Source organism: Isoptericola sp. NPDC060257 (assembly GCF_042726645.1).
In the GTDB taxonomy this organism is placed as follows: domain Bacteria; phylum Actinomycetota; class Actinomycetes; order Actinomycetales; family Cellulomonadaceae; genus Isoptericola; species Isoptericola nanjingensis.
The window spans coordinates 22,625-47,863 of the sequence record NZ_JBHXAW010000002.1; the positions used below are offsets into that span (position 1 = coordinate 22,625).

Below are 25,239 nucleotides of genomic sequence, written 5' to 3' on the forward strand. Positions count from 1 at the left end.
AGGTGAACCGCCGGCGCCGCGATCTCGTCGTCCCTCACAGCAGCACCCGAGCGGAGAGTCCGAGCCGGAGGAGTCATCATGCGCACCACGAGGTCACGACTGGCCGCCCTCGCCGCGGCGGCGGCGCTCGCCACCACCCTGGCCGCGTGCGGCGGCGGTGGGGGCGGCGGCTACGGCGGCGGGGCGAGCACCCCGACCGACACCATGTCGGGCTCGTCCTCCGGCGGCGGGTCGGGGAGCGCCGGCGCGCTGTCCACCGCCGACAGCGACCTGGGCACGATCGTCGTCGACGGCCAGGGCATGACCGTCTACTACTACACGCCCGACGAGGCCGGGTCGGGCAAGAGCGAGTGCACCGGCGAGTGCCTGGCCGCGTGGCCGCCGGTGCACGCCGGCAGCGCGACGCCGGAGGTGCAGGGCGTGACGGCCGAGGTCGGCACGATCACCGGCAACGACGGGGAGTCCCAGGTGACGCTCGACGGCCGCCCCGTGTACCTGTACGCGGGGGACGCGGCGCCCGGGGACGTCGCGGGCCAGGGCCTCCAGGACATCTGGTGGGTGGTGGCGCCGGACGGCTCCGAGATCACCACGATGCCCGGTTCGGGCGGCGGCGGGGGCTACTGACGCGGCCCCCGCGGCGCGCGGTCACCGCGCACGGTCACGGCCCGGCGTGCCGTCGCAGGATCGCGGCGGCGTCGGTGCCGCGCGGCAGGACGCCGTACCCGTGGCCGCGGTCGGCGCCCAGCCGGGCGGCCACGAACGCGTCCGCCGACGCCGCCGGGGCGTACCGCACCATGAGCGACGCCTGCAGCCCCACGGCGAGGGCCTCGACGACGCGGCGCGCGGAGGCCTGCTGCTCGGCGGGCTCCGCGCCGGCCAGGTCGCCGAGGAGGGCGCGGGTCGCGGCGAGGTGCGCGTCGAGGTCGCGGTGGGCGCCGGCGCCGAGCGCGAGCTCGGCGTCGACGGCGGCCAGCGACGCCGGCTCGCGCGTCATGGCCCGCAGCACGTCCAGCGCGACGACGTTGCCCGAGCCCTCCCAGATCGCCATGACCGGCTGCTCGCGGTAGCGCCGGGCCAGCGGGAACGCCTCGGTGTACCCGTTGCCGCCGAGGCACTCCATCGCCTCGTAGGCGTGGTGCGGGCCGCGCTTGCACACCCAGTACTTCGCGACGGCGGTGGCCAGGCGGCGGAACGCCCGCTCGCCCTCGTCGTCCGCGTCGTGCGCGGCGGCGAGGCGCATCGAGGTGAGCGTCGCGGCCTCGGACTCCAGCGCCAGGTCGGCGAGCACCGCCGTCATCGCGGGCTGGTCGACGAGGGCGGCGCCGAACGCCGTCCGGTGCCGCGCGTGCCACAGCGCCTCGGCGACGCCCTGGCGCATCCCTGCCGCGCTGCCGTGCACGCAGTCCAGCCGGGTGCGCTGCACCATCTCGATGATCGTGCGCACGCCTCGGCCCGGCTCCCCCACCAGGTGCCCGACCGTGCCGTCCAGCTCGACCTCGGCGGACGCGTTGGACCGGTTGCCGAGCTTGTCCTTCAGCCGCTGGAGGCGGAAGACGTTGCGGGTGCCGTCCTCGAGGACGCGCGGCACGAGGAAGCAGGACTGGCCGTCCGGGGCCTGGGCGAGCACGAGGAACGCGTCCGACATCGGCGCCGAGCAGAACCACTTGTGTCCGGTGAGGACGTGCGTGCCGTCCCCGGCCGGCACGGCGCGGGTCGTGTTGGCGCGCACGTCGCTGCCGCCCTGCTTCTCCGTCATCGCCATGCCCACGAGCGCGCCGAGCTTGGCGCCGGGCGCGGCGAGGGCGCCGTCGTACCCGGTGGCGAGCAGGCGCGGCTCCCAGAGCGCGGCCAGGTCAGGGGCGTGCCGCAGGCTGGGCACGGCGGCGTGCGTCATCGACACCGGGCACGCATGGCCGGCCTCCACCTGGCCGAACAGGGAGAACAGGGCGCCGCGGACGACGTTCGCCCCCGGCCGCGGGTCGGCCCACGCGCTCGTGTGCGCGCCGCGGGCCACGGCCGCGGAGATCACCTCGTGGTAGGCGGGGTGGTACTCGACCTCGTCGACCCGCCGTCCCCGCCGGTCGTGGGTGCGCAGCACCGGCTCGTGGGTGTTCGCGAGCTCCGCGGCCCGCTGGAACGCCGCGCTCCCCACGTGCGCCCCCGCCTCGACGAGCCGCTCCTCGCCCCAGCCGCCGCCGAAGGCGTGCACGGCGTCGCGCAGCACCGGGAAGTCGAGGTACTCGTTGACGTCCACCCGCTCCGGCGGCTGGTTGGTCACCTCGTGCGTGCGGTGCCCGCCCGCGTGCACGTCCTCGTCGACGGTCACGGCGGCTCCTTCCTCAGGTCGTCAGGAGGCGTACGCGCCCTGCCACACGGTGTCGAACGGCGTGCGGGCCTCGACGCGTGCCTCGATGCCCTGCGTCACCATGTCCTTCGCGACCCGGACCGCGGTGTGGACGTCGGCGCCCTTGGCGAGCTCCGCGGTGATGGCCGCGGCGAACGTGCACCCGGCGCCGGAGACGCGCTCCTCGCCCACCTTCGGCGTGGCGAACACGGTGACCTCGTCGCCGTCGAACAGGACGTCGACGGCGTCCGGGCCGGGCAGCTCGACGCCGCCCTTCGCGACGACGTACCGGCGGCCGTGGCCGTCGCCCAGCCGGGCGTGGATGCGGCGCGCGGCCTCGGTCAGCTCCTCGACGGAGGTGATGTCGTCCATCCCGGCGAGCGTCTTGGCCTCGAAGAGGTTGGGCGTCACGACCGTGGCCAGCGGCAGCACCCGCTCGCGCAGCGCGGTGTCGGTGTCGAGGGCGGCGCCCGGCTCCTGGCCCTTGCAGATCAGCACCGGGTCGAGGACGACGTGCCGCCACGGCTGCGTCTCCAGCGAGCGGGCGACGACGTCGATCGTGGCGGGCGTGCCGAGCATCCCGATCTTCACGACGTCGAGCGCGTGGGTGGACGTCGCGGCCTCGAACTGGTCCGCGATGACCTGCGGCTCCACGGGCACGAACCGGTGGCCCCAGTCGTGCTTCGGGTCGAACGAGACGATGCAGGTCAGCGTCCCCACCCCGTAGGTGCCGAGCTGCTGGAAGGTCTTGAGGTCGGCCTGGATCCCGGCCCCTCCCGTGGCCTCGGACCCGGCGATGACGTACGCGAGCGGCGGCGTGGTGCTCATGGTGGGCCAGCCTACGACGGCGGCGGGCGGGCGTTGTCGGGCACGATCCGTAGGGTGGGCGCATGAGCGTGAAGATCGGGGCCCACGTCGACCGGACCGACGCCGTCGCGCAGGCGAAGGAGATCGGGGCGGAGGTGGTGCAGGTGTTCCTCTCCGACCCGCAGGCGTGGAAGGTGCCGCCGCTCGACCATCCCGGCGGGGCGGAGGCCTTCCGCGAGGAGACGGCGGCCGCGGGCCTCGACGTCTTCGTGCACGCGCCGTACGTGATCAACGTGGCGTCCACCAACAACCGCATCCGCATCCCCAGCCGCAAGCTGCTCCAGCAGATCATGACCGGCGCCGGCGAGATCGGGGCGAAGGGCGTCGTCGTGCACGGCGGGCACGTCACCGCGAAGGACGATCCGGACGTCGGCTTCGACAACTGGCGCAAGGCGATCGACGCGCTCGAGACCGACGTGCCGGTGCTCATCGAGAACACCGCGGGCGGCGACTTCTCCATGGCGCGCCGCCTCGACCGCCTGGAGATGCTCTGGGCAGCGGTGATGCGGGCGAACGGCGCCGAGAACGTCGGCTTCACCCTCGACACCTGCCACGCCTGGGCCGGGGGCATCGACCTCGCGACCGCCGTCGACGACATCCGCGCGATCACCGGCCGCATCGACCTGGTGCACGCCAACGACTCGCGCGACACCGCGGGCTCCGGGGCCGACCGCCACGCGCACTTCGGCGACGGGAACATCCCGCCCGAGCAGCTCGTCGGCGTGGTCGCCGCCGCCGGCGCGCCCGTCGTGTGCGAGACGCACGGCGACATGGGCCCCGACATCGCGTGGCTGCGGGAGCGCCTGGCCGCCTGAAGGCCGCGGCGGACCGGGCCGCCTCAGGAGTCGCCGGGACGCCGGGCGTAATCGGACAGGAACTGGCCGAACACCCCGAGGAAGAGCAGCACGAGGGCGGGAACGGACGCCAGCGGGCCCAGGGTGTCCCTGAGGTGCCACCCGACCACGTCTCCGACGTGAACCAGCGCGAGCCACACCACCGCCGCGACGATCCCGCCGATCATGACCGGCCCGGTCCGGCGCCTCACCGGCGCATCCGGCACCAACGCCGCGGCATAGTCCTCCGGCGTCCCGAGCTCCCGCTCGAGCACGGTGTCGTCCCGCAGGGGCGAGGCCTCGACCTCGCGCACGACGACGGCGATCATCGGCTCGGGGGCGCTGCGCGCACGGAGCGCCACGGTCAGTCTCCGGACATAGGTCACGGCACGCACCACGCGCCGGGGATCGTCCGCGCTCGGGCCTCGTCGTGCGACCGAGCGGCTCGGCCCGTCACCTCGCGGCCAGCCCGGCGTCGTGCACGACGATGGCGGCCTGCACGCGGTTGGCGGCGTCCAGCTTGGTGAGGATGCGCGACACGTGCGTCTTCACGGTCGGGACGCTCATGTAGAGCTCGGCGGCGATCTCGGCGTTGGACAGCCCGCGCGCGACGGCGAGGGCGACGTCGCGCTCGCGCTCGGTCAGCGTCTCCAGCCGCGCGGCGGCGGCCCGGCGGCCGTCGGGCGCGGACCGGTCGGTGACCCGCGCGATGAGCTGTTCCGCGACGCGCGGCGACAGGGTCGGCTCCCCCGCCGCGGCCGCCCGGACCGCCGCGACCAGGCGGTCCGGCGGGGTGTCCTTGAGCAGGAACCCGGCCGCGCCCGCGCGGAGGGCCTCGACGATCATGTCGTCCGCGTCGAACGTGGTGAGCACGATGACCCGCGCGTCGGGCACCGACCGGAGCCGGCGCGTCGCCTCGATGCCGTCCAGGCGCGGCATGCGGATGTCCATGAGGACGACGTCGGGCCGCTCGCGCGCCACGACGTCCAGCGCCTCGAGCCCGTCCGACGCCGTCGCGACGACCTCCAGGTCCGTGTCGCCGCCCAGGATGAGCGTGAGCCCTGAGCGCACCAGCGCGTCGTCGTCGACCAGCACCACACGCGTCGTCCCGCTCATGCCGCCCACCTCATGCCGCCCACGGTAGCCAGGCCTCCAGCACGAACGCCGCGGCGCGCCCGTCGCGCGACGCCGGGTCCGCCGTCGTGCCGTACGACAGGCGGCCGCCGACGAGCTCCACGCGCTCCGTGAGTCCCACCAGGCCGAGGCCCGACGGCGGGGGCACGGACGCCTCGGGCACGGGCCCGACGCTGCGGACCGGGTTGCGCACGACGATCGTCAGCCCCTCGCCCGGCGCGCCCGTGACGGCGACGGCCACGGGCGCCCACGGGGCGTGCTTGCGCGCGTTCGTCAGCCCCTCCTGGACGATCCGGTACGCGTGCCGGCTGACCGCCTCGCCGAGCCCCGCGGCCCGCTCGGCCAGGTCCTCGATCCCCTCCACCCGCACGTCGGCACCGTTCGCGCGGGCCTCGGCGAACAGCTCGGCGAGGTCGGCCAGCGACGGCTGCGGGGGCTCCGGCGGCGCGCCACCCTCCCCGTCCCCGGCGAGCGGGTCGCGCAGCACACCCAGCACCTCCCGCAGCTCGGTCAGCGCGGCGTGCGCGTTGTCCCGCACGACGCCGGCGGTCTCCGCGACCTTCTCCGGCGGCAGGTCGGTGCGGTAGGCCAACGCCCCCGCGTGCATCGCGACGAGCGAGATCCGGTGCGCCAGCACGTCGTGCATCTCGCGGGCGATGCGGGTCCGCTCCGCCGTGCGCGCCTGCGCCACCCGGCTCACCTGCTCCCGCTCGGCCGTCTCGGCCCGCTCCTGCAGCGACGCGAGGTGCTCCCGGCGCAGGCCGATGTACGCGCCGATCCACACGAACAGGGCGTACATGACCGCGCCGCCGACGAGCTCGATCCACCGGTCGTAGGACTCCGGGGTGACGTACGGGTGCAGCGTGCTGTGCACCCGTCCCGCGGCCACGAACACCACCCCGACGACGGCGATCTTCCACCACCGCCGCGTCGTGGCCAGGGAGATCACCGCGATGGTCTCGGCGCCGACCACCAGGGACGAGACCGTCGCCGCGGCGCACAGCACCAGCGCGATCGTCAGGGGGGCCCTGCGGCGCAGGAGCAGCAGCCCCAGCCCGACCAGCCCCACGAGGAAGTCCAGCGCCCACTGCGCGTCGGTCATCTGCCGCTGACCGGTGTCCACCTCCCAGGCCACGAGGACCATCACCGTCAGGCCGGCAAGGAGGGCGACCAGCACGCGCCACGTCTCCCCCCACACCCGGCGGGCGCGGGACGGACGGGCAGGGGCGGTCGGCACGACGTCGAGCCTAGGCAGCGGCGGCACCGCGGGCATCCGCCGGGCGGAGGTGCCGCATCCTCCGGAAGGAGGACACGAACCATCCCCTCGCCGGACGCGGCGTCCGCCCGCGCCCGGGCAGGGTGGAGCCATGATCACCGTGGAGCACCTCACCAAGAGATACGGGCCGGCCGTGGCCGTGGACGACGTGTCGTTCACCGTCGAGCCCGGGCACGTGACCGGCTTCCTCGGCCCCAACGGCGCCGGCAAGTCCACGACGATGCGCATGATCACCGGCCTCACGCCGGCCACGTCGGGCTCCGCCCGCGTGCTCGGCAAGCCGTTCACGGCGCTCGCCAACCCCGGCCGGCGCGTGGGCGTGCTGCTCGACGCCGGCGCCCAGCACTCCGGGCGCACCGGGCGCGAGGTGCTCACCCTCGCCGCCCTCATGACCGGCGTCGACCGCCGCCGCATCGACACCACGCTCGACCTGGTGGGACTCACCGACCGCGAGGCGGCCCGCCGCGTGGGCCAGTACTCCCTCGGCATGCGGCAGCGGCTCGGGCTCGCGTCCGCGCTGCTCGGCGACCCCGAGGTGCTGATCCTCGACGAGCCGGCCAACGGCCTCGACCCCGCCGGCATCCGCTGGATGCGCGACCTGCTGGACGACTTCGCCTCCCGGGGCGGCACCGTGCTGCTCTCGTCGCACCTGCTGCGCGAGATGGAGGCGGTCGCCGACCGGATCGTCGTCATCGGCCGCGGCCGCGTCGTCGCCGAGGGCCACAAGGACGACCTGCTCCGCCAGGCCGGCGCGTTCGTCCGCTCCACCGACGACGCCGCGCTCGCCCTCGCGCTGCGCCAGGGCGGCGCCGGCGTGGAGGAGCTGGCCACCGGCGGCCTGTCGGTCGAGGCCGAGCCCATCGACGTCGGCCGCGCGGCCGCCGCCGCGGGCGTCGTGCTCGCCGAGCTGCGCGCCGCCGACTCCCGCGGCCTCGAGGACCTCTTCCTCGAGCTCACCGCCGATGACGCCCGCGAGCAGACCCGCATGGAGGTGTCGGCATGACCACCGCGACCCCGACCCGCGCCGCCGGCGCGAGCCGCACGAACCGTCCGGGCGCCGACCTGCGCCCCGTGTCCTTCGCGACCCTCACGCTCGTCGAGTGGCGCAAGCAGCTCGACACCCGCGCAGGCCGCTGGATGCTGGCCGTCATCGCGATCATCACCGCGGCGGTGCTCGCCGTGATGATGGCGGTCAACGGCGGCAACCACTCGTTCAGCGCGTTCGTCGTCGGCACGACCACGCCGATGGCGATGCTGCTGCCCATCGTGGGCGTGCTCGCCGCGACGTCCGAGTGGTCCCAGCGGACCGCGCTGGTGACGTTCACGCTCGAACCCCGCCGCACGCGCGTCGGGCTGGCCAAGGTGGTCGGCGCGATCGGCTCCGGTCTCGCGCTGCTCGTGCTCACCGTGGGCCTCGCCGCCCTCGCGCACCTGCTCGTCGTCGCCTTCCGCGACGCCGACCCGGCCTGGGACGTCTCCCTGCGCGCCGTGCTCTACCTGGCGCTCTCCGTCGTGCTGTTCATGGCGCAGGGCGTGGGCTTCGGACTGCTGCTGCGCAGCACGCCGGCCGCGATCGTCACGCTGCTGCTCGCGCCGACGCTGTTCGGCCTCGTGGGCGGTCTCGTGCCGGGCATGGCCGACGTCCTGCCCTGGATCGACCTCGGCACCGCGGGTCAGCCGCTGCTCTTCGGCAGCGCGCTCGACGGCCAGGGCTGGGCCCAGCTCGCCACCGCGACGCTCATCTGGGTGGTCGCGCCGCTGGCCGGCGGCCTGTGGCGGACGGCGCGCAGCGAGATCTCGTCGTCCTGACCTGATCGGCCGGCCGGCCGGATCAGCCGTCGAGGTGCCCGCGCATCTCGACGGCGATCTGGTCGGCGTCGAGCTGGTCCAGGGCCCTGCTCAGCAGGTCCGAGTCGTAGGTCCCCACGGCTCGGGCCTCGAGCAGGGCCTTGCGCTGCGCGGAGATCGTCGCGAGGCGCAGCTCGAAGAACTGGGCCGACAGCTCCTCGGGCGTCGCCTCCTCCTCGTCCTGGTCGGCCTGCTCGCGCACGACGACGGTCCGTACGCGCTCCACGACGTACGGCGCGTACGGGGTGCCGTCCTTGCGGCGCAGCCCCGGGTCGTCGAGCAGATCGCGGGCGGTGCCGTCGACGATCTCGCGCAGCCCCTGCGTGCCCTCGTCGAACCGCGACGACGTGACGCCCGCCAGCCCCAGCCGTCGCACCACCCACGGCAGCGTGCCGCCCTGCACCAGCAGGGTGCCCGCCGCGACGCCGAACGCGATGAGCACCAGCAGGGACCGCTGCGGGAAGTCCTCCCTGGGCAGGGTCTGCGCCGCCGCGAGCGTCACGACGCCGCGCATGCCGGCCCACACGATGACCACGCCCTCCTTCGGCCCGAGCGGGGCGGCGAGCAGGTAGTCGACGTCGGCGATCCGGCGGGTGAACCGCTTGCGGAACTCGGCGATCCGGTCCATCCGGCGCTGCCGGATCCGCTCCTTCTGGTCGTCGGACAGCCCGCCCGCAGCCGCGGTACGTCGCTTCTCCGCCTCGAGCTGCACACGGCGCTGCACCCGCCGGACCTGGCGGCGCGGGTTGCCGGCCTCCCACACGCGCTGGTCGCCCTGCGTCCACACGGCCGAGAGCGCCTTCGCGGCGTCGGGCGTGATGATCCCGTGCGGGTCGGTGAACTCGTCGAGCTTCGCGGAGACCCGCTGCTCCATCCGGTCGAGCGTCTCCCGGACCTGCTCCGCGCGCCGGCGCCGGGCCGCGAGGTAGCGCAGCAGTGGCAGCACGAACAGCGCGCGCAGCGCGATGACGACGACCGCCGCGAGCGCCGCGACGCCGACCGCCGTCCACAGCGACCCGTGCGCCTCGCGGACGTCCTGGACGAGGCCGAACACCTCCAGGCCCATGGCGAGGAACAGCCCGCCCTCGAGCAGGGTCTCGATGGTGCGCCAGTTCATCCGTTCGGCCACCCGGTCCTGGGGACTGAGGTGCCGCGCCGAGAGCGTGCTGGTGACGAGGCCGGCCGCGACGGCGGCGACGATGCCCGACGCGTCCAGCTCCTCGGCGGGCAGGTACGCCACGAACGGCACGACGAACGACACCGCGGTGGACAGCGCGGCGTGCCGCAGGTGCTCGCGCGCCCACAGGCCGAGCCGGCCGACGATCACGCCGATGAGGACGGCGAGCAGCACGGCCTTGAAGAAGCTGCCGACCACCCCCCACAGGCTGACGCTCGCGGCCGTCGCGGCGATCGCGGACCGCAGCAGCACCAGGGACGTCGCGTCGTTGAGCAGCCCCTCGCCCTCGAGCATCACGACGACGCGCTGCGGCGCCCCGAGCTTCTTGATGATCGATGTCGCGACCGCGTCCGTGGGGCTGACGATGGCGCCCAGCGCGATGCCCGCGGCGAGGTCGATGCCGGGGATGACCCACGAGAACACGAACCCGAGCAGCACCGCGGTGATGACGACGAGCAGCACGGCCATCCCGCCTATCGCCGTGAAGTCGCGCCGGAAGTCCATCGAGGGGAACGAGGCCGCCGAGGCGTAGAGCAGCGCGGGCAGCACGCCGACGAGGATGATCTCGGGATCGATCTCGATGGCCGCGACGGCGGGGACGAAGCTCACGGCGACGCCGATCAGCACCAGGACCAGCGGTGCGGCGACCCCGGCCCGGGGTGCCAGCGCGGTGACGGCGATGACGACGACCGCCGCGAGCACCGCGACGAGTAGCACCTCCATGCCGTTCAACGTAGGCGCACCTCCGCGCGTTCTCCTGGCCCCCGTCACCGAACCGGTATCAGAGTGATCCACGTCACAGTTTCCGGGGTTGTCTTAACGATATATCGCGTCCTATCTTAGATACGTCGCCGCCCGAGGTCGAGGCGCCGCCGGCGCTCCCCGGGCGACACCGACCATCCATCCCGAACCAGTGAGGACACCGCTCATGCGTACCCCCCGAGACACCTCTTTCGATCCCCGCACCTACGACCCCCGGTCCTTCGACCGGCACCCCTTCGACCGTCAGCCCGGCCCGCGCGGCGACCGCCGCCGCCGGGGCGACTTCCCCGGCCCCGGCGGCTTCGGCCCCGGGTTCCCTCCCGGCCCGGGCTTCGGCCCCGGCTTCGGACCCCGCGGCCACCGGGGCGGCGGCCGCCGCGCCGGTCGCGGTGAGATCCGCGCCGCCCTGCTGCTGCTCCTCGCCGAGCAGCCGATGCACGGCTACCAGGTGATCACCGAGCTCGCCGAGCGCACGGACGGCCGCTGGCGCCCCAGCCCGGGCGCCGTCTACCCGGCCATCTCCCAGCTCCAGGACGAGGGCCTCGTCATGGTGGCCGACGACGGCGGACGCCGCCTCGCGTCGCTCACCGACTCCGGTCGCGCGTACGTCGAGGAGCACCGCGACGAGCTCGGCACCCCGTGGCAGAAGGTCGCGGAGGACCCGCGGCGCCAGGGGCACGAGCTGCACCACGCGATGCGCGCCCTGGGCGGCGCCGTCGAGCAGGTCGCCCGAGCGGGCACGCGCGCGCAGGCCGAGGCCGCGGCCGCGGTGCTCGACAAGGCGCGGCGCGAGGTCTACCTCGTGCTCGCGGACGACGTCGCCCCCGACGCCGACGCCGACGACGCCGACGACCCGTCAGCCGAGGCCGACGATCTCGGTCGGTGACCAGCGGACGAGCCGGCCGGCGACCGCGAGCTGGACCCCCCAGCCGTCGCCGCCGAGCTCGACCTGCCACAGCTGACGGCCCGAGGCGGCGTCGAGCGCTACCCAGTGCACGACGTCGCCTCGGGCGTAGTCCGGCACCACGAACGCGGCCAGCCGCCCGTCGGTGAACGCCGCGTCGACGAACCGCGGCCCGTACGCCCCCATCGCGTCGAGCCCCTCCACCAGGTCGGGTCGCACCCACAGCACGTCCCCCGTACCGAGGTCCACGCCGTACACGCGCCGGCCCTCGTCCACCAGCACTGCCACCTGAGCGGTCCGCACCAGCACGCTGGTGCTGCGCACGTCGGTGCGCCACAGCTCGGTCCCGTCGTCGGACGTCGCCACCGTCGCGGCGCCGCGCCGCGCGAGGTGCACACCGTCCCCGCCCCCGTCCGTGCTGAGCGGCACGAGGTACCGCCCGCGCACCTCGCGCACCTCGGTGCCGTCGTCGCGCAGGATGCGGTCGGTGGCGGTGGGGTCGTCGGCGCTGAGGTCGTCGGCGTCGGTGCGCACCGCGTAGCCGCCGCCGGTCAGCGGCTCCACGGAGAACCCCTCGAACGTCCCGGGGTCGGCCGGGCGGTCCAGGCGACCGCCGCCCGGCGTGAACCACGCGTCGATGCCGCACCCGCCGAGCCACAGCAGGCGGTCGGTGACCACCGTCTGGACGCCGCCGCGCAGGTCCACCCCCGACGTCGTGCCGTCGTCCGACCACCGCACGCACAACGACGGGTCCACCGCGCCGTCGAACGGGATCGTCTGCTGCCACCGCCGGTCGCCCGTGACCGCGTCCTCGACCCGGACCCGCAGGTCGTAGCCGTCCGAGATGGCCCCCGCGTCCGCGACGCCGGCCACGATGTCGTCCGCGACCCGCGGGTCCACGGGCGACGCCTCGCCCACCCACTCGACGGAGACCAGCGACCCGTCGCCGCCGGGGTAGAGCTCGGCCGGGGAGCCCTCCACCTCCCGCGTGCCCTCCACGGTGCCGTCGGCGGCGACCACGGTCACCGTGCTGCGCCGCACCCTGTCGCCCTCCGAGGCGCCGCCGTCGGAGGGCCGCGCCGTCACGCACACGATCCGGTCCGCCGTGTCCGCCTGGACGCCGCCCGACCACACCTGCATCCCCGGGCCGCACGAGCTCGCGCCGGCCGGGAGCGCCACCTGCCAGCGCCGCTCGCCGGTCTCGACGTCCAGTCCGAGGAGCGTCTCCTGGCGCTGCGCCACCACCAGCCCGCCCGCCACCGCCATGAGCCCGCCGGGCACGCTGCCCTCCGCCTCGACCCGCCACACCTCGTGCGGCTCGGCGCTCAGGTCCAGCACCCCGCCGGGCGCGGCGCGCAGGGCGGCGATGCGGCCGCGGTCGCCCACCGTGTCGACGACCACCGCCGTGAGCGCCGCCGCGACGACGACCACCGCCGCCACGAGTCGGCGGCCGCGCAGGGCGACGCGAGCGCGGTCCAGCGCGCGGTGCCACGAGAGCGGCTCCGCGTCCGAGGGCGGCGCGAGGTCGCCCGGGTCGTCGTCGACGTCGTCGGGGTCGAGGTCGATGAGGAGCGGGCCGCGGGACCCCGCGCTCCGGGTGGCCCGGACGACCGGCGCGTCCGCGGGATCCTCGAGGTCGTCGGGCGCCGCGCCGTCCGCGTCGAGGTCGAACGTGTAGGCGTCCGGGCGGGCGCCGCGTCGTCGGGCCACCTCTCGAACCTAAGCCTGGCCCGCGTGCCCGGCGACCCGTGCGCGCCCCCGCTGTTCAGGGCCTGCTCGTACCGCCGCTCAGAGCGCCCGGCGGCGCTCCACGGAGCGCGCGACGGCGAGCTCCAGCAGCGCGGTGCGGGCACGCCGACGGCGGTCGTCGGGGTCGACCGTGAGCCGGTCGCCGGGGTTGGCGCGACGCCCCGCCCCGGGGGCCGCCGCCGAGTGCGGCGAGGGCAGGACCGCCCGCGACGGGGCGGGGACGGGGATCGGGACGGGCATCGTGGCAGCCATGGGAGACCTCCTTCGCGCGGCCCGGGCGGCCGCTCGTCCCCATGCTGCGCGGCGCCGGTTTCCGCGGTGTTGCCCGGGCGTCACGACCACGTCAGGACCCGGACGGCGGAGCGCTCAGAGGAACACGGCGGTGCGCGGCCCGAGCGGGCGCACCAGCACCCGCCAGCTCACCGCCTGCGCCGCGAGGACGGCGGCGAACGCGCCCAGCACGGGCCACGTCAGGGCGTGCAGCACCGCCGCGGGCGCGGCGAGGGCGAGCACCGCGGGCCCGACGACGGCGGCGGTCGCGGCCACCGGCACGACGGCGAGCAGCGGGCCGGAGGCGCGCACGACGCCGGTGCGGTGCACGCCGCGGTCCAGGTCGAAGCGGGCCGCGAGCGCCACCCCCGCGACGGCGACGAGCAGGACGGCGGCGACCAGCGCCGACGCCGTCCCGAGCGCCGCGACGGCGAGCGCGCCGAGCGCGGCCAGCGTGGCGAGCGCGGCGGCCGGCACGAGGGCGCGGCGGACACGCCGCCGGGCCTCCCGCGCGATCGCCTCGGGCGCCCGGGCGGCGACCACCAGCCCGCCGTGCACCCGCGCCGTCGCGACGGCGAGCCCCGCCGTGACGACCGGCAGCCCGAGCGCGAGCGCCTGCGCCGCCCCGGAGCCGCCGTCGGCCTGCGGACCGACCACGGAGAACCGCACCCACGCGACGCCGGACAGGGCGCCGAACGCCGCCGGGAGCGCGAGGCTCGCCGCCTGCCCGACGGCGTCCCACCCCCGGCGCCAGACCGGCGAGGGCAGGCGGCTGCGCAGCCAGAGCGCGGCGTCGCGCACCACCCAGGCCACCAGCAGCGCCACGACGAACGGGTACCCGGCCGCCCAGAGCGTCGCCTCGACGTGGCCGAAGGCGGCGAGCAGCATGCCCGCCGCGGCGACGAGCCACACCTCCCCCAGCAGCAGGAACGGCGCGACCGTGGCCAGCACCGTGCGACGGCGCGCGTCGTCGCGGCCGCCGAGCGCGCGCACCAGCGGCACACCGCCCTGGACGGCGCCGTCGAGCGCGGCCCACCCGGCGAGCAGGACGGCGAGCAGCAGGCCCCAGCCGAGGGCGTTCATCGGGTGCCTCCGAAGGTGAGGAGCTCGGCGCGGTCGTCGCGCCGGGTGCCGCCGTCGTCGCGCCCGTCGCCGTCGTCGTCGGCGTCGTGCAGCACCTGGGCGGGCGGGGCGCCGAGGGCGAGGCGCGTGGTGCCGCGGCGGGCGAGGCGCGCCATCACCGACCAGTCGACGACGGCGAGGGTGGCCATCACGCCGACGAGGACGACGAGGGACGTGATCACCGCGCCCGCGGAGGCGCCGGAGACGGCGTCCTCGGTGCGCAGCACGCCCGCGATCGCCCACGGCTGGCGGCCGATCTCGCGAGCCGCCCACCCGAGCAGCGCGGTGAGGAACGGCACGGGCAGCAGCGCGGTGAGCGTGGCGTAGAGGCCGGTGCGCAGCGGCCGCCAGAGGCGGAACAGCACGTTGCCGGGCAACAGGAGCAGCAGCACGCACCCGACGACGAACACCAGGCCCGCGACGCCCTGCATCACCCCGTACGCGATGCCCACGACCGGCGGGTCGCCGCCGGGCACGTGCTGCAGGTACGCGAACTGCGCGTACCCGAAGCTCGTGGCGACGAACGCCCCGACCGTGCCTGCGACCAGCCCGATCCGCATCGAGCGCCGCCACACGTCGTTCTCCGGCGACATGACGGCGCCCGGCAGGCCCGCGGCGATCACGCCCGGCAGCCGCGACGGCGCCCGGCGCAGGTGCCAGGCGCTGACGCCCACCAGCAGGAACGCGCCCGCCATGAGGCAGGCGCCCACCACGTGCAGCGCGGACAGCAGCGCCGCGGGGTTGGTGACCAGGGCCGCGGCGTCGGTGACGCGGGCGACGCCCTCCACCATCTCGAACCCGACCGGGTTCCGCAGGAAGCCGTTCGCCACCATCACGGTGAACGCCGACAGGTAGCCGGTGACCACCACCGCCCAGAACGCCGCCGTGTGCGCCCAGCGCGGCAGCACGTGCCACCCGAACACCCACAGCCCGAGGAACGTGGACTCCAGGAAGAACGCCGCCATCGTCTCGATCACCAGCGGGGCGCCGAACACGCCACCGGCGACGTCGAGCAGGCCCGGGAAGTGGAGCCCGAGCTGCAGCTCCATGACGATGCCGGCGGCGATGCCCAGCGCGTAGTTGACCAGGTAGAGCTGCCCCCAGAAGCGGGTGGCGGTCTCGAGCGTCGCCGCCCGGCCGGCGTCGCGGGCGGCAGCCCACCGGGTCTGCAGGATCGCCACGACGGGCCCGAGCCCCAGCGTCACCAGGACGAAGAGGAAGTGGGTCCCGGCGAGCAGCGCGAACTGCAGGCGGGCGGCGTCGACGGCGGTCATGCGGCTGACGCTAGGGCGCCCGAGCCCCGCGATCCCAGGGTTTTCGGGACCTTCGGGGGACAACCCTGAGCGATTTCGGGGGACTCCCCTACCCCCACGGCCGACCTCAGGCGGCGGGGCGCTTGACGACGACCACGACCTCGATGGCCTGGCCGGCGCCGTAGCTCGGCGACAGCGTGCCCACCGCCTCCCAGCCCTCGCGGCCGAGGTCGTTGAGGTCGCGCTCCATCTGGGCGTAGTCGAACCCGCGCATCGCGAGCTTGTAGGTGAGCACCTTGTGCTCCCACGCGGTGGTCGGTGCGGTCATGGCCGGGCTCCCTCGTCGGTGTTCGTGGACGGTGTCGGTGGACGGGCTTCGGCGCGGGCGCGGGCCGCCGGTCAGGCGCGCGCCGTCAGGGCGCTCCGCCAGCCGACGCGCCCGCCGGTCTGCAGCAGCGCGCCGCGGTAGGCCCGCTCGCTCACGAGCAGCGCGACGACGGCGAACGCGGCGAGGATCAGCAGGGAGACGATCGGCTCCCACCACGCGGCGTCGCCGGACAGCACGCGCACGGGCATCGAGACGACGTTCGCCACGGGGACGTAGGACAGGACCGTCTCGAAGGTGCCGCTGGCGGAGAACGTCAGGAAGTACACGCCCATGATGGCCATCGTCATCGGGGTGGTGGTGTGCTGCAGGTCCTCGGTGCGCGACGCCAGCGCGCCCGCCACCGCGTACAGGGCCGCGAGGCCGAGGAAGCCGACCGCGAAGAAGAGCACGAACCAGACGAGCGACGTCGACAGCGACGGCAGGATCGACGCCGTCGGCGTGAACGACAGGGCCGCGAGGCCGACGGCGGCGAACACCACGTTCTGCGCCAGCGCCACGACCGAGCTGCCGAGGATCTTCCCGGCCAGCAGGTGCCGCAGCGGCACGGCGGTGGCCATGATCTCCACCAGCCGCGACTGCTTCTCCTCGACCACGCTGCCCGCGATCATCTGCCCGGAGCCGAGCGCCCCGATGAAGAACAGCAGCGCGAGGGCGAACGACGCGAAGAACAGCGTCTGCGAGTCCACGGCGTCGCCGTCGACCCGGTCGGTGGTCAGGGTGCCGCCCGCGGTGAGCTCGGCGGTCGTGGTGCCGGCGGCCTGCGCGTTGGCGTCGAGCGTCTCCGCGGCCACCCCCGCCGTGAGCAGGCGGGTGAGCGTGCTGTCGGGGTCCGCCTCGCCGGTGAGCACCCAGCCGCCGTCGCCCCCGTCCGCGCTCCCGTCAGCAGGGTGCAGCCAGCCGTCCGCGTCGCCGTCGGCGAGCGCCGCGCGGGCGGTCGCGCCGTCGGGCACCTCGAGGGTCGTGAGCTCGGCGCCGCCGCCCTGGTCCTCGGGGATCGCGGCCGCGGACTCGACCGCCGCCGTCGCCGCGGCGTCGCCCGCCGGGACGGCGACCGTGAAGCTGTCGGTCTTGCCGCCCTGCCAGGCCATGAACCCGGCCAGCGCGGCGATGATCGCGACCGAGACGAGCAGCCCCACGAGGAACGTCTTGTTGAGGGCGCGCACCACGATCTCGCGCTTCATCACGACGAGCCACGCGCCGCGGGTGCTCTCCTCGCCGGTCCGGTCGAGGGTGCCCGGCGTGTCCGGGCGGGTCGGGGTCGTGGTGGTCATGCCGTCACCTCGCGGTAGATCTGGGCCAGCGTGGGCCGGACGGGGGTGAGCTCGCGGACGCCGCCGCGCTCGAGGCCGGTGGCGAGCAGCCGCTGCAGGGCCGCGTCGTCGGCCACCTCGAGCAGCGCGACGGGCCCGTCGACGTCGACCGCGTGCACGCCGAGGACGCCGCGCACCCAGCCGGCGTCGCCGCTCGTGATGAGCCGGTGGCGCAGCGCGCCGGTCCGCTGCAGGTCGGCGGGCGCGCCGTCCGCCATGACGCGGCCGGACTTGAGGATGACGAGCCGCTCGCACAGCCGCTCCACCAGGTCGAGCTGGTGCGAGCTGAACAGCACCGGCACGCCGCGGGCGGTGTGCTCGGCGAGCAGGTCGACCATGCCGTCGACGGCGGCAGGGTCGAGGCCGCTGAACGGCTCGTCGAGCACCAGCAGCCGCGGCGTGCCCATCAGCGCGGCGACGATCTGCACGCGCTGCTGGTTGCCGAGCGACAGCTTCTCGACGTGCTCCTTGGAGCGCCCGGCGAGGCCGAGCCGGTCGAGCATGTCCAGCACCTCGGCGCGGGCCCGCGGGGCCGCGATGCCGCGGAGACGTGCGAGATAGACGAGCTGGTCGAGCACCGGCTGCTTCGGGTAGAGCCCGCGTTCCTCCGGCATGTACCCGAACGCGCGGCGGTCCGCGCGCGTCACCGGGTCGCCGCCGAACCGGACCTCGCCCGCCGTGGGCGCGAGGACGCCCATGATCATGCGCATGGTCGTCGTCTTGCCGGCGCCGTTGCCGCCGACGAACCCGGTGAGCAGCCCGGGCGGGGCCGCGAACGAGACGTCGTCGACGGCCGTGAGGTCGCCGAACGTCCGGGTCAGGCCCCGGACCTCGAGGGAGTCGTTGTCCATGACGACGACGCTACGGACCGCGACCCCGCGGCGGATCCGCCCGGCGGCGGAGATCCGCGCCTCCCCCTGCCGGCGGAGCCGCGCCACCCCCGACTTTCGTCGCGGCACGGTGGCCGCCGGTCGGTACCGGCGGCCGTCCGCCCCTGGCAACGTGCGACAGGACGCAGGACCCACCGGCGAGCACCCGCCGCCCCGACGAAGGAGAGCACGATGTCGTTCACGCACCCGCAGGGCACCCGCGGCGCACACCAGCCCCGCGGCCGCTTCCTCGCCGGCCGGAACCGACGGGTCGCACGGCGGGCGGGCCGGTCGACCGGCGACCTCCTCGCCCTGACGACGATCGGCCGGAGGACCGGTCAGGAGCGGTCCGCCCCCGTCGGGGGCTTCCCCGGCGGGAACGGCAGCTGGATCGTCGTCGCGTCCGCCGCCGGCGCTCGGGCGAACCCCTCCTGGTACCTCAACCTCGCGGCCCACCCCGACCGCGCGACGGTCACGACCGGCGGCCGGACCGTGCCCGTCGTCGCCGAGGAGCTGCACGGCGTCGAGCGCGCCGCCGCCTGGCGGACGGTCACGTCCGTCTCCCCCGGCTTCGCCCGGTACCAGGCCCGCACCGACCGTGAGCTGCCCGTCATCCGGCTGACCCCGCGCGCCTGACCTCGACGTAGTACCTGGTGACGGTTCAGCCCCGGGAACCGTCACCAGGTACTACGCCGACAGCACCAACGGGGTGTCGGCAGGCCAGGGGCGCGGCGCCCAGCCCACCCGATCGAGCAGGCGGCCGACATCGGCGACGACAGCTCCCCCGATGACATCCCGTCCCGTGTACCGCAGCATCCTGGCCCCGCGGGCGACCAGGGCGTTCTGCCGAGTCCGGTCGCGGAACACGGCCTCGGGGGTGGAGTGCTCCTCCCGCCCGTCGAGCTCCACGGGCACGACCCCTCCGGCGGGCAGGAACCAGGCCAGGTCCGCGCGGGCGAGGAACCGGCCGCGCTCATCGTGGATCTCGAGCTGGAGCGCATCGGGCGGGAAGCCCGCGTCCGTGCAGGCAAGCCGCGCCCGGGTCTCGATCGGCGACTCCGCCCGCCCGTCCGACTCGTCCCACCACGCTCTCGAGCGCGCGGCGCCACGACGACCACGGGCGGCCTCGCGGGCGTGTCGGAACTCGGCCTCCGTGACGAGGCGTCGATACCGCACCGAGTCCATGAGTGCGACGGCGTCGCGGCGTTCGAGCTCCGGGACCGCCTGGGCCAGGGCCAGGTCTGCCTGGACGCAGGGGATGCCGTCGACGACCACCCACCGGCGGAGCTGCTCCCGCCGGATCCGGACGGGCTTGCTGCTCCGGCGAGGCGTGCCGTCGGGGAAGGTCACCTCCGGCGGCACCCGCCGCGGCGCGCCCTGTGCACCCTGCAGCACGAGCGAGGCGAGGCCGGTCGCGACCGAGCCGGGGAACGCGAGCGGGCCGACGATCGCGCCCCGGCGCCGACGTCGGTCGTACGGGTCGTCGTCCCGCGCCGAGGGGATGCCGGTGTCGAGGACACCGAGCATGGCGCGCCGCCATCGTCCCTGCCGGACGAGCGCGGCGACCTGATGGCCCGTCAGCCCGTGCTCGCGGCACTGGGCGACGGAAGCCAGGCCTTCCTGGTGGGCGGCGAGACGGGCGAGCGGCGAGGGGACGTCGATCCGACGAGGCATGGCAGCAGCCAAGCTGAGCGGGACCGCGGACAGCCGGCGTTGTCCACAGCCCTCGAGGTAGTACCTGGTGACGGTTCCGCGCCGGGAGCCGTCACCAGGTACTACGTCAGGGTGCGGTGGTAGAGGACGACGGCCTGGACGCGGTCGCGCAGGTGGAGCTTGGCCAGCACGTTGGAGACGTGGGTCTTGACGGTGGCCTCGCCGAGGAACAGCTCGCCCGCGATCTCGGCGTTCGACAGCCCCTGGCCGACGAGCACCAGCACCTCCCGCTCCCGCGGCGTGAGCTGGTCCAGCCGGGGGTCCGACGACGCCGGGTCGGCGCCGGACGGCGCGGCCACCGGCCGCTCCCCGGAGACCATGCGCTCGATGACCCGACGGGTGACCTCCGGCGCGAGCAGCGCGTGCCCGGCGGCGACGGTGCGGACGGCGTCGACGAGCCGGTCGGCGTCGGAGTTCTTCAGCAGGAAGCCGGACGCGCCGGCGCGCAGGGCGTCGTCCACGTAGGCGTCGTCGTCGAAGGTGGTGAGCACCAGCACCTTGGCGAGGTCGTCGGCGGCGATGCGCCGGGTGGCCTCGATGCCGTCCATCACCGGCATCTGCACGTCCATGAGCACGACGTCGGGGCGCAGCGCCCGCACCTGCTCCACCGCCTGCGCGCCGTCGGCGGCCTCGCCCACGACCTCGACGTCGGGCTCGACGGACAGGATCATCGCGAAGCCGGAGCGCACCAGCCTCTGGTCGTCGACAAGAAGCACCCGCACGGGAGCGTCGGCGCTGGTCACGGGCGGTCCTCGGGCAGGGGCAGGCGCACCCGCACACGGTAGCCGCCGGTGGCACGCGGCCCGACGTCGGCGACGCCGCCGTGCGTCGCGACGCGCTCGCGCACGCCCACCAGCCCGAGGCCGGTGCCCGTGGAGCCGGGGCGCGGGCGGCCGTCGTCGAGCACCTCCACCTCGGCGAAGCCGTGCGGGAACCGGTCGGCGGACGGGTCGTCACGCCGTGCCGGGCGGCGGTCCACGCGCACGACGACGCGTGCGGACCGGGCCGTGGAGTGCTTGCGCACGTTGCTCAGCGCCTCCTGCGCGGTGCGGTACAGGCTGAGGCCGACCGGCGCGGGCACGGCGTCGACGGCGCCCGGCTCGGCCACCACCCGCACGTCGACGTCGAGCCCGGCGTCGTCCGCGAGGGCCGGGACGTCGGCCAGCCCGGGCTCCGGCGCGCGCCCGCCGACCGCCCCGGTCCCGCCCGGGTCGCCGTCCTCGACCCCCCGCAGCGTGCCGAGCAGCCCGCGCATCTGCGCCACGGCCTCGCGCGACTCGCCCTCGATCGTGGCCAGCGGCTCGGCCGCGGCGGCCGGGTCGCCCGCGAGCATCCGACGGGCGGCGGCGGCCTGGATGCCGATCACGGACACGTGGTGCGCGACGACGTCGTGCAGCTCGCGGGCGATGCGCAGCCGCTCGGTGACGACGGCCTGCCGCTGGAGCTCCGCCGTCTGGCGCTCGATCGTCGCGGCCTGCGCCTCCAGCTGCTCGCGGCGGCGGGCGCCGTGCCACATGAGCTGGCCGGCCACGACCGCCCCGTAGAAGTAGGCGACGTTGATGAGCAGGTTGTACGCGGTGAAGGCGACCCCGGGGTCGACCAGGCCGGGCCGCTCGTCGGCCAGCCCCATCGACTCGACGATGCCGTCGATGCCCGCCCCGACGGCGAACTGCCAGGCCAGCCACCCGAACATCGCCAGCAGCGCGGCGCCCACGACGAGCACCATCGCCTGCCGGTCGCGCGCCCACGCCACCGCGCTGAACAGCGCGACGAAGTAGACGACCTGCAGCGGCACGAGGATCGTCACCATCGGGACGGTCAGGCCCACCACGAGGAAGTGCAGGTACACCACGGAGAGCACGACCAGCGGGAACCGGCGCCGCCACATGAGGGGCGCGGCGCCCACGGCCGACAGCAGGTAGAGCAGCCAGGTCGGGGCCGTCTCGTCCTCGAAGTACCCGATGCTGCGGGCGAGCTCCGCGCCCACCAGGGAGACGACGACGAACGCGGCCCCGAGCCACAGGTCGTTGCGGTAGGCGCGGGCGGGGTCGGCGGGCACGCGCTCCCACCCGGAGTCGATCCCCCACCAGTCGGAGAGGCGGGCGGTCCACCCGGCAGGTCGCTGCGGCATCCGGCCAGCGTAGGAAGACCGCCCGGGGTCCCGCCTCCCCCACGAGGCGGAGATCGGGGCAGGATGGTCGGCGTGACCACCATCACCGGGATCGACACGACGCCCCCCGCAGCCCTCACCGTCTCCGTGTGCCGCACCTGCGCGGTCGAGCACGCCGAGCGCCCCGACACGTGCGCGATCTGCGCGGACGAGCGGCAGTGGGTGCCGGTGTCGGGACAGGCGTGGACCACCCTCGAGGAGCTGGCCGCGGAGGGCTGCGCGATATCGGTGCGCGAGCTCGAACCGGGGCTCGTCGCCCTCGAGGTCGCGCCGGGGGTCGGTATCGGGCAGCAGTCGAAGCTGGTGCTGACGTCGGCCGGTGCGCTGCTGTGGGACCCGCTGGGCTTCGTCGACGACGCGGCGGTGGACGCCGTGGCGGGCCTGGCCGGCGAGGGCGGCGTCGTCGCGGTCGCCGCGAGCCACCCGCACATGTTCGGGGTGCAGGTCGAGTGGTCACGGCGGCTGTCCGCCGTCACGGGACGCGACGTCCCGGTCCTGGTCAGCGAGGCCGATGCCGGCTGGGTCGCACGCCCCGATCCGGTGATCGAGACCTGGGCCCCCGGCCCCGCGGGCGAGCGGGAGATCCTTCCCGGTGTGTGGCTCAGCCAGCCCGGCGGGCATTTCCCCGGCTCCGCCGTGGTGCACTGGGAGGCCGGCGCCGACGGCCGCGGCGTGCTGCTGTCGGGCGACACGATCTTCGCGAACCCGGACCGCACGGCGAGCTTCATGCGCAGCTACCCGAACCGCATCCCGCTGTCCGGGGCGGTCGTGACGCGCGTCGCCGAGCACGTCGCCCGTCGCCCGTTCGACCGCCTCTACAACAACTTCGACGGCGTCATCCCGGCCGACGCGCGCGACGTCGTGCTGCGCTCCGCCGAGCGCCACGCGGCCTGGGTGCGCGGCGACTTCGACCACCTCACGTGACGGCCTCGGCGGGCTCGCGCCGGGGCAGGGCCGGGACGGCGTCCGACGGTCCTGGCACGACGACCGCCGCGATCGCCGTCGTGATCGGGATGGCGAGCACGAGGCCGATCGACCCGACCAACGTGCGGACGATCTCCTCCGCGATCTCGCCCGAGGTGAGCGCGGTCACGGGCGACTGGTCCAGCAGCCACACCGTGAGCAGCAGGGGCAGCGCGGCGCCCACGTAGGCGAAGGCGATCGTGTACACCGTCGACGCGATGTGGTCACGACCGATCCGCATCGCCCGCGCGAACAGGGCGCGGCGCGAGGCCAGCGGCGCCAGCGCGCGCAGCTCCCAGACGGCCGACGCCTGCGTGATCGTGACGTCGTTCAGCACGCCCATGCCCGCCAGCACGAGCCCGCACAGGGCGATGCCCTGCAGGTCCACCCCGGCCGCCATCGACGGCAGCATCTGCGCGGTCTCCGACGTCGCGCCCGTGATCTTCGAGGCGGACGTGGCCCACGTGCCGACCGCGGCCGTGAGGGCCAGGCCGGCCAGCGTGCCCAGCAGCGCCACCGACGTCCGCGTCGTCAGCCCGTGCGCCAGGTAGAGCACGACGAGCATCACCGCCGACGACGTCACCAGCGCGACCGCCATCGCGTCCTTGCCTGCGAGCAGGGCGGGGAACGTGAACCCGAGGAAGACCGCGAACGCGACGCCGAGCCCGGCGATCGCGGCGAGGCCCCGCCACCGGGCCACGAGGAGGACGACGAGCACGTACGCCCCGGCGAGGAGCGCCAGGGGGAGCTCCCGCTGGTGCTCCATGAAGACGTAGGGGGCGGCGATCTCCCCCTGGAGGTCGCCGATGTGCAGCGCCACCAGGCCGTCGCCGGTCTCGAAGTCGAACCGCGGGTCGACCTGCATGCGTGACGCGCCGCCGTCGGGCAGCTCGATCGGCAGGGTCACCTCGCCCGACGCGTCCTCGCCCGGGGGCCCGGCCACCGTCACCTCGACGAAGGAGCTCCCGTCCACGACCACGGGGATGCGGTCGGGCACCTCGCCCGCCTTCGGCCAGAGCATCCACATCCCGAGCGCCGTCGCGACGATCGCGGGCAGCACGAGACAGGCGATGACGAGCCGCGTGCGGGTGGGCGCCGGCGCGACCGGACCGCCGTGGGAGTGGGCGTGACCGTCGGCACGGCCGTGGACCGGGGCGGGCGTCATGCGCGGATCCTCACACGGGGCCCGCCGGTTTCCCGGACGTACACTCCCGGGGTGAACCAGACGCCCGATCCCGCCGCAGGCCCCGGGACCGGGCGGGCGGTCGGGGTGGCGCTCGCGATCGTCGCGGGGTTCGCCGCCGCCTTGCAGAGCCGCGTGAACGGCACCCTCGCCACCGAGACGGGCACGGCGTTCGGCACGGCCGCCCTGTCGTTCGGCTCGGGCCTGGTGCTCCTCACCCTCGCGCTCCCGTTCTCCCGCGCCGGGCGGTCGGCGCTCGGCCAGGTCGCCGCCGGCCTGCGCCGTGGCGGCTCCTCGGGCGGCCTGCGCTGGTGGGAGTGCCTGGGCGGCCTCGGCGGCGCGTTCTACGTGATGTCGCAGGGGCTGACGGTCGACGCGCTCGGCGTGGCCGTGTTCACCATCGCGCTGGTGGCCGGGCAGTCGGTGAGCTCCCTCGTCATCGACCGGCTCGGGCTCGCGCCGGGCGGCGTGCGCCTGGTGACCGTGGGCCGGGCCCTCGGCCCCGTGCTCACGGTCGTCGCCGTCGTCGTGGTCTCCGGCGCGGGCGCGGCGACCGCCGCCCTCGGGCTGGCGCTGTTCCCCCTCGTGGCGGGCGTGCTGCAGTCGTTCCAGCAGGCGCTGAACGGCCGCGTGCGCGCGACGGTGGGCCCTGCAGACGGCGGCGGCCGCGACGGCGGGGTGCTGGCCGCCACGTTCGTGAGCTTCCTCGTCGGGACGGCGGCGCTGCTCGTGGTGTTCGGGGTGTCCCTCGTCGTCGACGGCGCCCCCACCGGCTCGCTGCCCACCCGGCTTCCCGCCGACCTGCTGCTCTACTCCGGCGGCCTGCTCGGCATCGTCTTCATCGCCCTGCAGGCGGCCGTGGTGCAGCGCATCGGCGTGCTGCTGCTCGGGCTGGGGATGATCGCGGGCCAGGTGGTCGGTGCGCTCGTCCTCGACGTCGTCTCCCCCGCCGTCGCCCCGCCGGGCGTCGCGACCTACGTCGGCGCGGCGCTCACCCTCGTCGCCGTCGCCGTCCCCCTCCTCGAGGGCGCGCTGCGCCGCCGCCGCTGACCTCCCGGTCGCTCCCGGGCACGACGACGCCGCCCCGACCGGGCGGTCGAGGCG

General features: G+C 75.4%; 25 protein-coding genes. 8 read left to right on the forward strand and 17 right to left on the reverse strand.

All coding sequences use genetic code 11. The features are described from left to right. Positions 1-78: 78 nt before the first annotated feature. Positions 79-624, forward strand: coding sequence for a hypothetical protein (locus ACFWEK_RS00350; RefSeq protein WP_430552699.1), 546 nt, complete (start codon positions 79-81; stop codon positions 622-624). 34 nt (positions 625-658) lie between these two features. Here the strand turns inward: ACFWEK_RS00350 and ACFWEK_RS00355 are convergent, their stop codons facing one another. Together ACFWEK_RS00355 and ACFWEK_RS00360 are read right to left on the reverse strand one after the other, a co-directional pair. Then, positions 659-2,326, reverse strand: a complete 1,668-nt coding sequence (locus ACFWEK_RS00355) for an acyl-CoA dehydrogenase family protein (RefSeq protein ID WP_430552700.1) — start codon at positions 2,324-2,326, stop codon at positions 659-661. 21 nt (positions 2,327-2,347) lie between these two features. After that, positions 2,348-3,172, reverse strand: a complete 825-nt coding sequence (locus ACFWEK_RS00360) for a hydroxymethylpyrimidine/phosphomethylpyrimidine kinase (RefSeq protein WP_430544566.1) — start codon at positions 3,170-3,172, stop codon at positions 2,348-2,350. Between the two features lie 62 nt (positions 3,173-3,234). On the opposite strand from ACFWEK_RS00360, the gene ACFWEK_RS00365 reads away from it, so the two are divergent. Next, the gene (locus tag ACFWEK_RS00365; protein WP_430552701.1) at positions 3,235-4,026 is read left to right on the forward strand and encodes a deoxyribonuclease IV; all 792 of its coding nucleotides are present in this window, start codon (positions 3,235-3,237) and stop codon (positions 4,024-4,026) included. A 23-nt stretch (positions 4,027-4,049) separates the two neighbouring features. On the opposite strand, the gene ACFWEK_RS00370 is transcribed toward ACFWEK_RS00365, so the two are convergent. The 3 genes from ACFWEK_RS00370 to ACFWEK_RS00380 all read right to left on the reverse strand — a co-directional run bounded on the left by ACFWEK_RS00370 (position 4,050) and on the right by ACFWEK_RS00380 (position 6,415). After that, positions 4,050-4,406, reverse strand: coding sequence for a hypothetical protein (locus tag ACFWEK_RS00370; RefSeq protein WP_430552702.1), 357 nt, complete (start codon positions 4,404-4,406; stop codon positions 4,050-4,052). A 91-nt stretch (positions 4,407-4,497) separates the two neighbouring features. Continuing rightward, the gene (locus ACFWEK_RS00375) at positions 4,498-5,160 is read right to left on the reverse strand and encodes a response regulator (RefSeq protein WP_430552703.1); all 663 of its coding nucleotides are present in this window, start codon (positions 5,158-5,160) and stop codon (positions 4,498-4,500) included. A 10-nt stretch (positions 5,161-5,170) separates the two neighbouring features. After that, entirely contained in the window at positions 5,171-6,415 is a 1,245-nt protein-coding gene (locus ACFWEK_RS00380) for a sensor histidine kinase (protein WP_430544570.1), read from the reverse strand. Positions 6,416-6,545: 130 nt separating this feature from the next. On the opposite strand from ACFWEK_RS00380, the gene ACFWEK_RS00385 reads away from it, so the two are divergent. Then, positions 6,546-7,457 (forward strand): ABC transporter ATP-binding protein, encoded by a 912-nt coding sequence (locus ACFWEK_RS00385; protein WP_430544571.1) that lies wholly within the window; start codon positions 6,546-6,548, stop codon positions 7,455-7,457. After that, complete coding sequence (locus tag ACFWEK_RS00390) at positions 7,454-8,263, forward strand: ABC transporter permease (protein WP_430552704.1); 810 nt, start codon at positions 7,454-7,456, stop codon at positions 8,261-8,263. The genes ACFWEK_RS00385 and ACFWEK_RS00390 overlap by 4 nt, the downstream gene beginning before the upstream one ends. Positions 8,264-8,285: 22 nt before the next feature. Here ACFWEK_RS00390 and ACFWEK_RS00395 read toward each other — a convergent pair whose 3' ends face one another. Next, positions 8,286-10,202 carry a cation:proton antiporter gene (locus ACFWEK_RS00395; RefSeq protein ID WP_430544573.1) on the reverse strand — a complete coding sequence of 639 codons (1,917 nt, stop codon included), beginning with the start codon at positions 10,200-10,202 and terminating at the stop codon, positions 8,286-8,288. 205 nt (positions 10,203-10,407) lie between these two features. On the opposite strand from ACFWEK_RS00395, the gene ACFWEK_RS00400 reads away from it, so the two are divergent. Next, complete coding sequence (locus ACFWEK_RS00400) at positions 10,408-11,127, forward strand: PadR family transcriptional regulator (RefSeq protein ID WP_430552705.1); 720 nt, start codon at positions 10,408-10,410, stop codon at positions 11,125-11,127. On the opposite strand, the gene ACFWEK_RS00405 is transcribed toward ACFWEK_RS00400, so the two are convergent. The 7 genes from ACFWEK_RS00405 to ACFWEK_RS00435 form a co-directional block, all read right to left on the reverse strand. Continuing rightward, positions 11,098-12,855, reverse strand: a complete 1,758-nt coding sequence (locus ACFWEK_RS00405; RefSeq protein ID WP_430552706.1) for a PQQ-binding-like beta-propeller repeat protein — start codon at positions 12,853-12,855, stop codon at positions 11,098-11,100. The two genes, ACFWEK_RS00400 and ACFWEK_RS00405, sit on opposite strands and share 30 nt — an antisense overlap. Positions 12,856-12,933: 78 nt before the next feature. After that, positions 12,934-13,146 (reverse strand): hypothetical protein, encoded by a 213-nt coding sequence (locus ACFWEK_RS00410; RefSeq protein ID WP_430552707.1) that lies wholly within the window; start codon positions 13,144-13,146, stop codon positions 12,934-12,936. A 114-nt stretch (positions 13,147-13,260) separates the two neighbouring features. Further along, positions 13,261-14,247, reverse strand: a complete 987-nt coding sequence (locus ACFWEK_RS00415) for a cytochrome d ubiquinol oxidase subunit II (protein WP_430552708.1) — start codon at positions 14,245-14,247, stop codon at positions 13,261-13,263. After that, positions 14,244-15,560 (reverse strand): cytochrome ubiquinol oxidase subunit I, encoded by a 1,317-nt coding sequence (locus ACFWEK_RS00420; RefSeq protein ID WP_430552709.1) that lies wholly within the window; start codon positions 15,558-15,560, stop codon positions 14,244-14,246. Before ACFWEK_RS00420 ends, ACFWEK_RS00415 begins: the two co-directional genes overlap by 4 nt. A 106-nt stretch (positions 15,561-15,666) precedes the next feature. Further along, positions 15,667-15,867: a DUF4177 domain-containing protein gene (locus ACFWEK_RS00425; RefSeq protein WP_429763096.1), complete on the reverse strand. Its 201-nt coding sequence runs from the start codon at positions 15,865-15,867 to the stop codon at positions 15,667-15,669. A gap of 71 nt (positions 15,868-15,938) precedes the next feature. Further along, positions 15,939-17,198 (reverse strand): ABC transporter permease, encoded by a 1,260-nt coding sequence (locus ACFWEK_RS00430; RefSeq protein ID WP_430544579.1) that lies wholly within the window; start codon positions 17,196-17,198, stop codon positions 15,939-15,941. Further along, positions 17,195-18,088, reverse strand: coding sequence for an ABC transporter ATP-binding protein (locus ACFWEK_RS00435; RefSeq protein ID WP_430552710.1), 894 nt, complete (start codon positions 18,086-18,088; stop codon positions 17,195-17,197). The genes ACFWEK_RS00430 and ACFWEK_RS00435 overlap by 4 nt, the downstream gene beginning before the upstream one ends. Positions 18,089-18,298: 210 nt before the next feature. Between ACFWEK_RS00435 and ACFWEK_RS00440 the strand changes: the two genes are divergently transcribed. After that, complete coding sequence (locus tag ACFWEK_RS00440; protein ID WP_430552711.1) at positions 18,299-18,742, forward strand: nitroreductase/quinone reductase family protein; 444 nt, start codon at positions 18,299-18,301, stop codon at positions 18,740-18,742. A gap of 51 nt (positions 18,743-18,793) precedes the next feature. Here the strand turns inward: ACFWEK_RS00440 and ACFWEK_RS00445 are convergent, their stop codons facing one another. The 3 genes from ACFWEK_RS00445 to ACFWEK_RS00455 form a co-directional block, all read right to left on the reverse strand. Then, complete coding sequence (locus tag ACFWEK_RS00445; protein ID WP_430544582.1) at positions 18,794-19,780, reverse strand: hypothetical protein; 987 nt, start codon at positions 19,778-19,780, stop codon at positions 18,794-18,796. A gap of 101 nt (positions 19,781-19,881) precedes the next feature. Continuing rightward, the gene (locus tag ACFWEK_RS00450; RefSeq protein WP_430552714.1) at positions 19,882-20,490 is read right to left on the reverse strand and encodes a response regulator; all 609 of its coding nucleotides are present in this window, start codon (positions 20,488-20,490) and stop codon (positions 19,882-19,884) included. A 68-nt stretch (positions 20,491-20,558) separates the two neighbouring features. After that, complete coding sequence (locus ACFWEK_RS00455; protein WP_430544583.1) at positions 20,559-21,950, reverse strand: sensor histidine kinase; 1,392 nt, start codon at positions 21,948-21,950, stop codon at positions 20,559-20,561. Between the two features lie 72 nt (positions 21,951-22,022). On the opposite strand from ACFWEK_RS00455, the gene ACFWEK_RS00460 reads away from it, so the two are divergent. Beyond that, on the forward strand, positions 22,023-22,913 hold the full coding sequence (locus ACFWEK_RS00460) for a hydrolase (RefSeq protein ID WP_430544584.1): 891 nt from the start codon (positions 22,023-22,025) through the stop codon (positions 22,911-22,913). Here the strand turns inward: ACFWEK_RS00460 and ACFWEK_RS00465 are convergent. Next, positions 22,906-24,117, reverse strand: coding sequence for a YibE/F family protein (locus ACFWEK_RS00465; protein ID WP_430552712.1), 1,212 nt, complete (start codon positions 24,115-24,117; stop codon positions 22,906-22,908). The genes ACFWEK_RS00460 and ACFWEK_RS00465 overlap by 8 nt on opposite strands. A 51-nt stretch (positions 24,118-24,168) precedes the next feature. On the opposite strand from ACFWEK_RS00465, the gene ACFWEK_RS00470 reads away from it, so the two are divergent. Continuing rightward, the gene (locus ACFWEK_RS00470; protein ID WP_430552713.1) at positions 24,169-25,185 is read left to right on the forward strand and encodes a DMT family transporter; all 1,017 of its coding nucleotides are present in this window, start codon (positions 24,169-24,171) and stop codon (positions 25,183-25,185) included. The last annotated feature ends 54 nt before the right edge of the window (positions 25,186-25,239 follow it).

Excerpts from the sequence above, each read along its gene's own strand:
- ACFWEK_RS00365 (WP_430552701.1), top strand. The coding sequence starts at position 3,235 with ATGAGCGTGAAGATCGGGGCCCACGTCGACCGGACCGACGCCGTCGCG.
- ACFWEK_RS00435 (WP_430552710.1), bottom strand. The coding sequence starts at position 18,088 with ATGGACAACGACTCCCTCGAGGTCCGGGGCCTGACCCGGACGTTCGGC.
- ACFWEK_RS00390 (WP_430552704.1), top strand. The coding sequence starts at position 7,454 with ATGACCACCGCGACCCCGACCCGCGCCGCCGGCGCGAGCCGCACGAAC.
- ACFWEK_RS00400 (WP_430552705.1), top strand. The coding sequence starts at position 10,408 with ATGCGTACCCCCCGAGACACCTCTTTCGATCCCCGCACCTACGACCCC.
- ACFWEK_RS00430 (WP_430544579.1), bottom strand. The coding sequence starts at position 17,198 with ATGACCACCACGACCCCGACCCGCCCGGACACGCCGGGCACCCTCGAC.
- ACFWEK_RS00350 (WP_430552699.1), top strand. The coding sequence starts at position 79 with ATGCGCACCACGAGGTCACGACTGGCCGCCCTCGCCGCGGCGGCGGCG.
- ACFWEK_RS00395 (WP_430544573.1), bottom strand. The coding sequence starts at position 10,202 with ATGGAGGTGCTACTCGTCGCGGTGCTCGCGGCGGTCGTCGTCATCGCC.
- ACFWEK_RS00450 (WP_430552714.1), bottom strand. The coding sequence starts at position 20,490 with ATGATCCTGTCCGTCGAGCCCGACGTCGAGGTCGTGGGCGAGGCCGCC.
- ACFWEK_RS00415 (WP_430552708.1), bottom strand. The coding sequence starts at position 14,247 with ATGAACGCCCTCGGCTGGGGCCTGCTGCTCGCCGTCCTGCTCGCCGGG.
- ACFWEK_RS00385 (WP_430544571.1), top strand. The coding sequence starts at position 6,546 with ATGATCACCGTGGAGCACCTCACCAAGAGATACGGGCCGGCCGTGGCC.
- ACFWEK_RS00375 (WP_430552703.1), bottom strand. The coding sequence starts at position 5,160 with ATGAGCGGGACGACGCGTGTGGTGCTGGTCGACGACGACGCGCTGGTG.
- ACFWEK_RS00360 (WP_430544566.1), bottom strand. The coding sequence starts at position 3,172 with ATGAGCACCACGCCGCCGCTCGCGTACGTCATCGCCGGGTCCGAGGCC.
- ACFWEK_RS00410 (WP_430552707.1), bottom strand. The coding sequence starts at position 13,146 with ATGGCTGCCACGATGCCCGTCCCGATCCCCGTCCCCGCCCCGTCGCGG.
- ACFWEK_RS00455 (WP_430544583.1), bottom strand. The coding sequence starts at position 21,950 with ATGCCGCAGCGACCTGCCGGGTGGACCGCCCGCCTCTCCGACTGGTGG.
- ACFWEK_RS00425 (WP_429763096.1), bottom strand. The coding sequence starts at position 15,867 with ATGACCGCACCGACCACCGCGTGGGAGCACAAGGTGCTCACCTACAAG.
- ACFWEK_RS00465 (WP_430552712.1), bottom strand. The coding sequence starts at position 24,117 with ATGACGCCCGCCCCGGTCCACGGCCGTGCCGACGGTCACGCCCACTCC.
- ACFWEK_RS00440 (WP_430552711.1), top strand. The coding sequence starts at position 18,299 with ATGTCGTTCACGCACCCGCAGGGCACCCGCGGCGCACACCAGCCCCGC.
- ACFWEK_RS00445 (WP_430544582.1), bottom strand. The coding sequence starts at position 19,780 with ATGCCTCGTCGGATCGACGTCCCCTCGCCGCTCGCCCGTCTCGCCGCC.
- ACFWEK_RS00420 (WP_430552709.1), bottom strand. The coding sequence starts at position 15,560 with ATGACCGCCGTCGACGCCGCCCGCCTGCAGTTCGCGCTGCTCGCCGGG.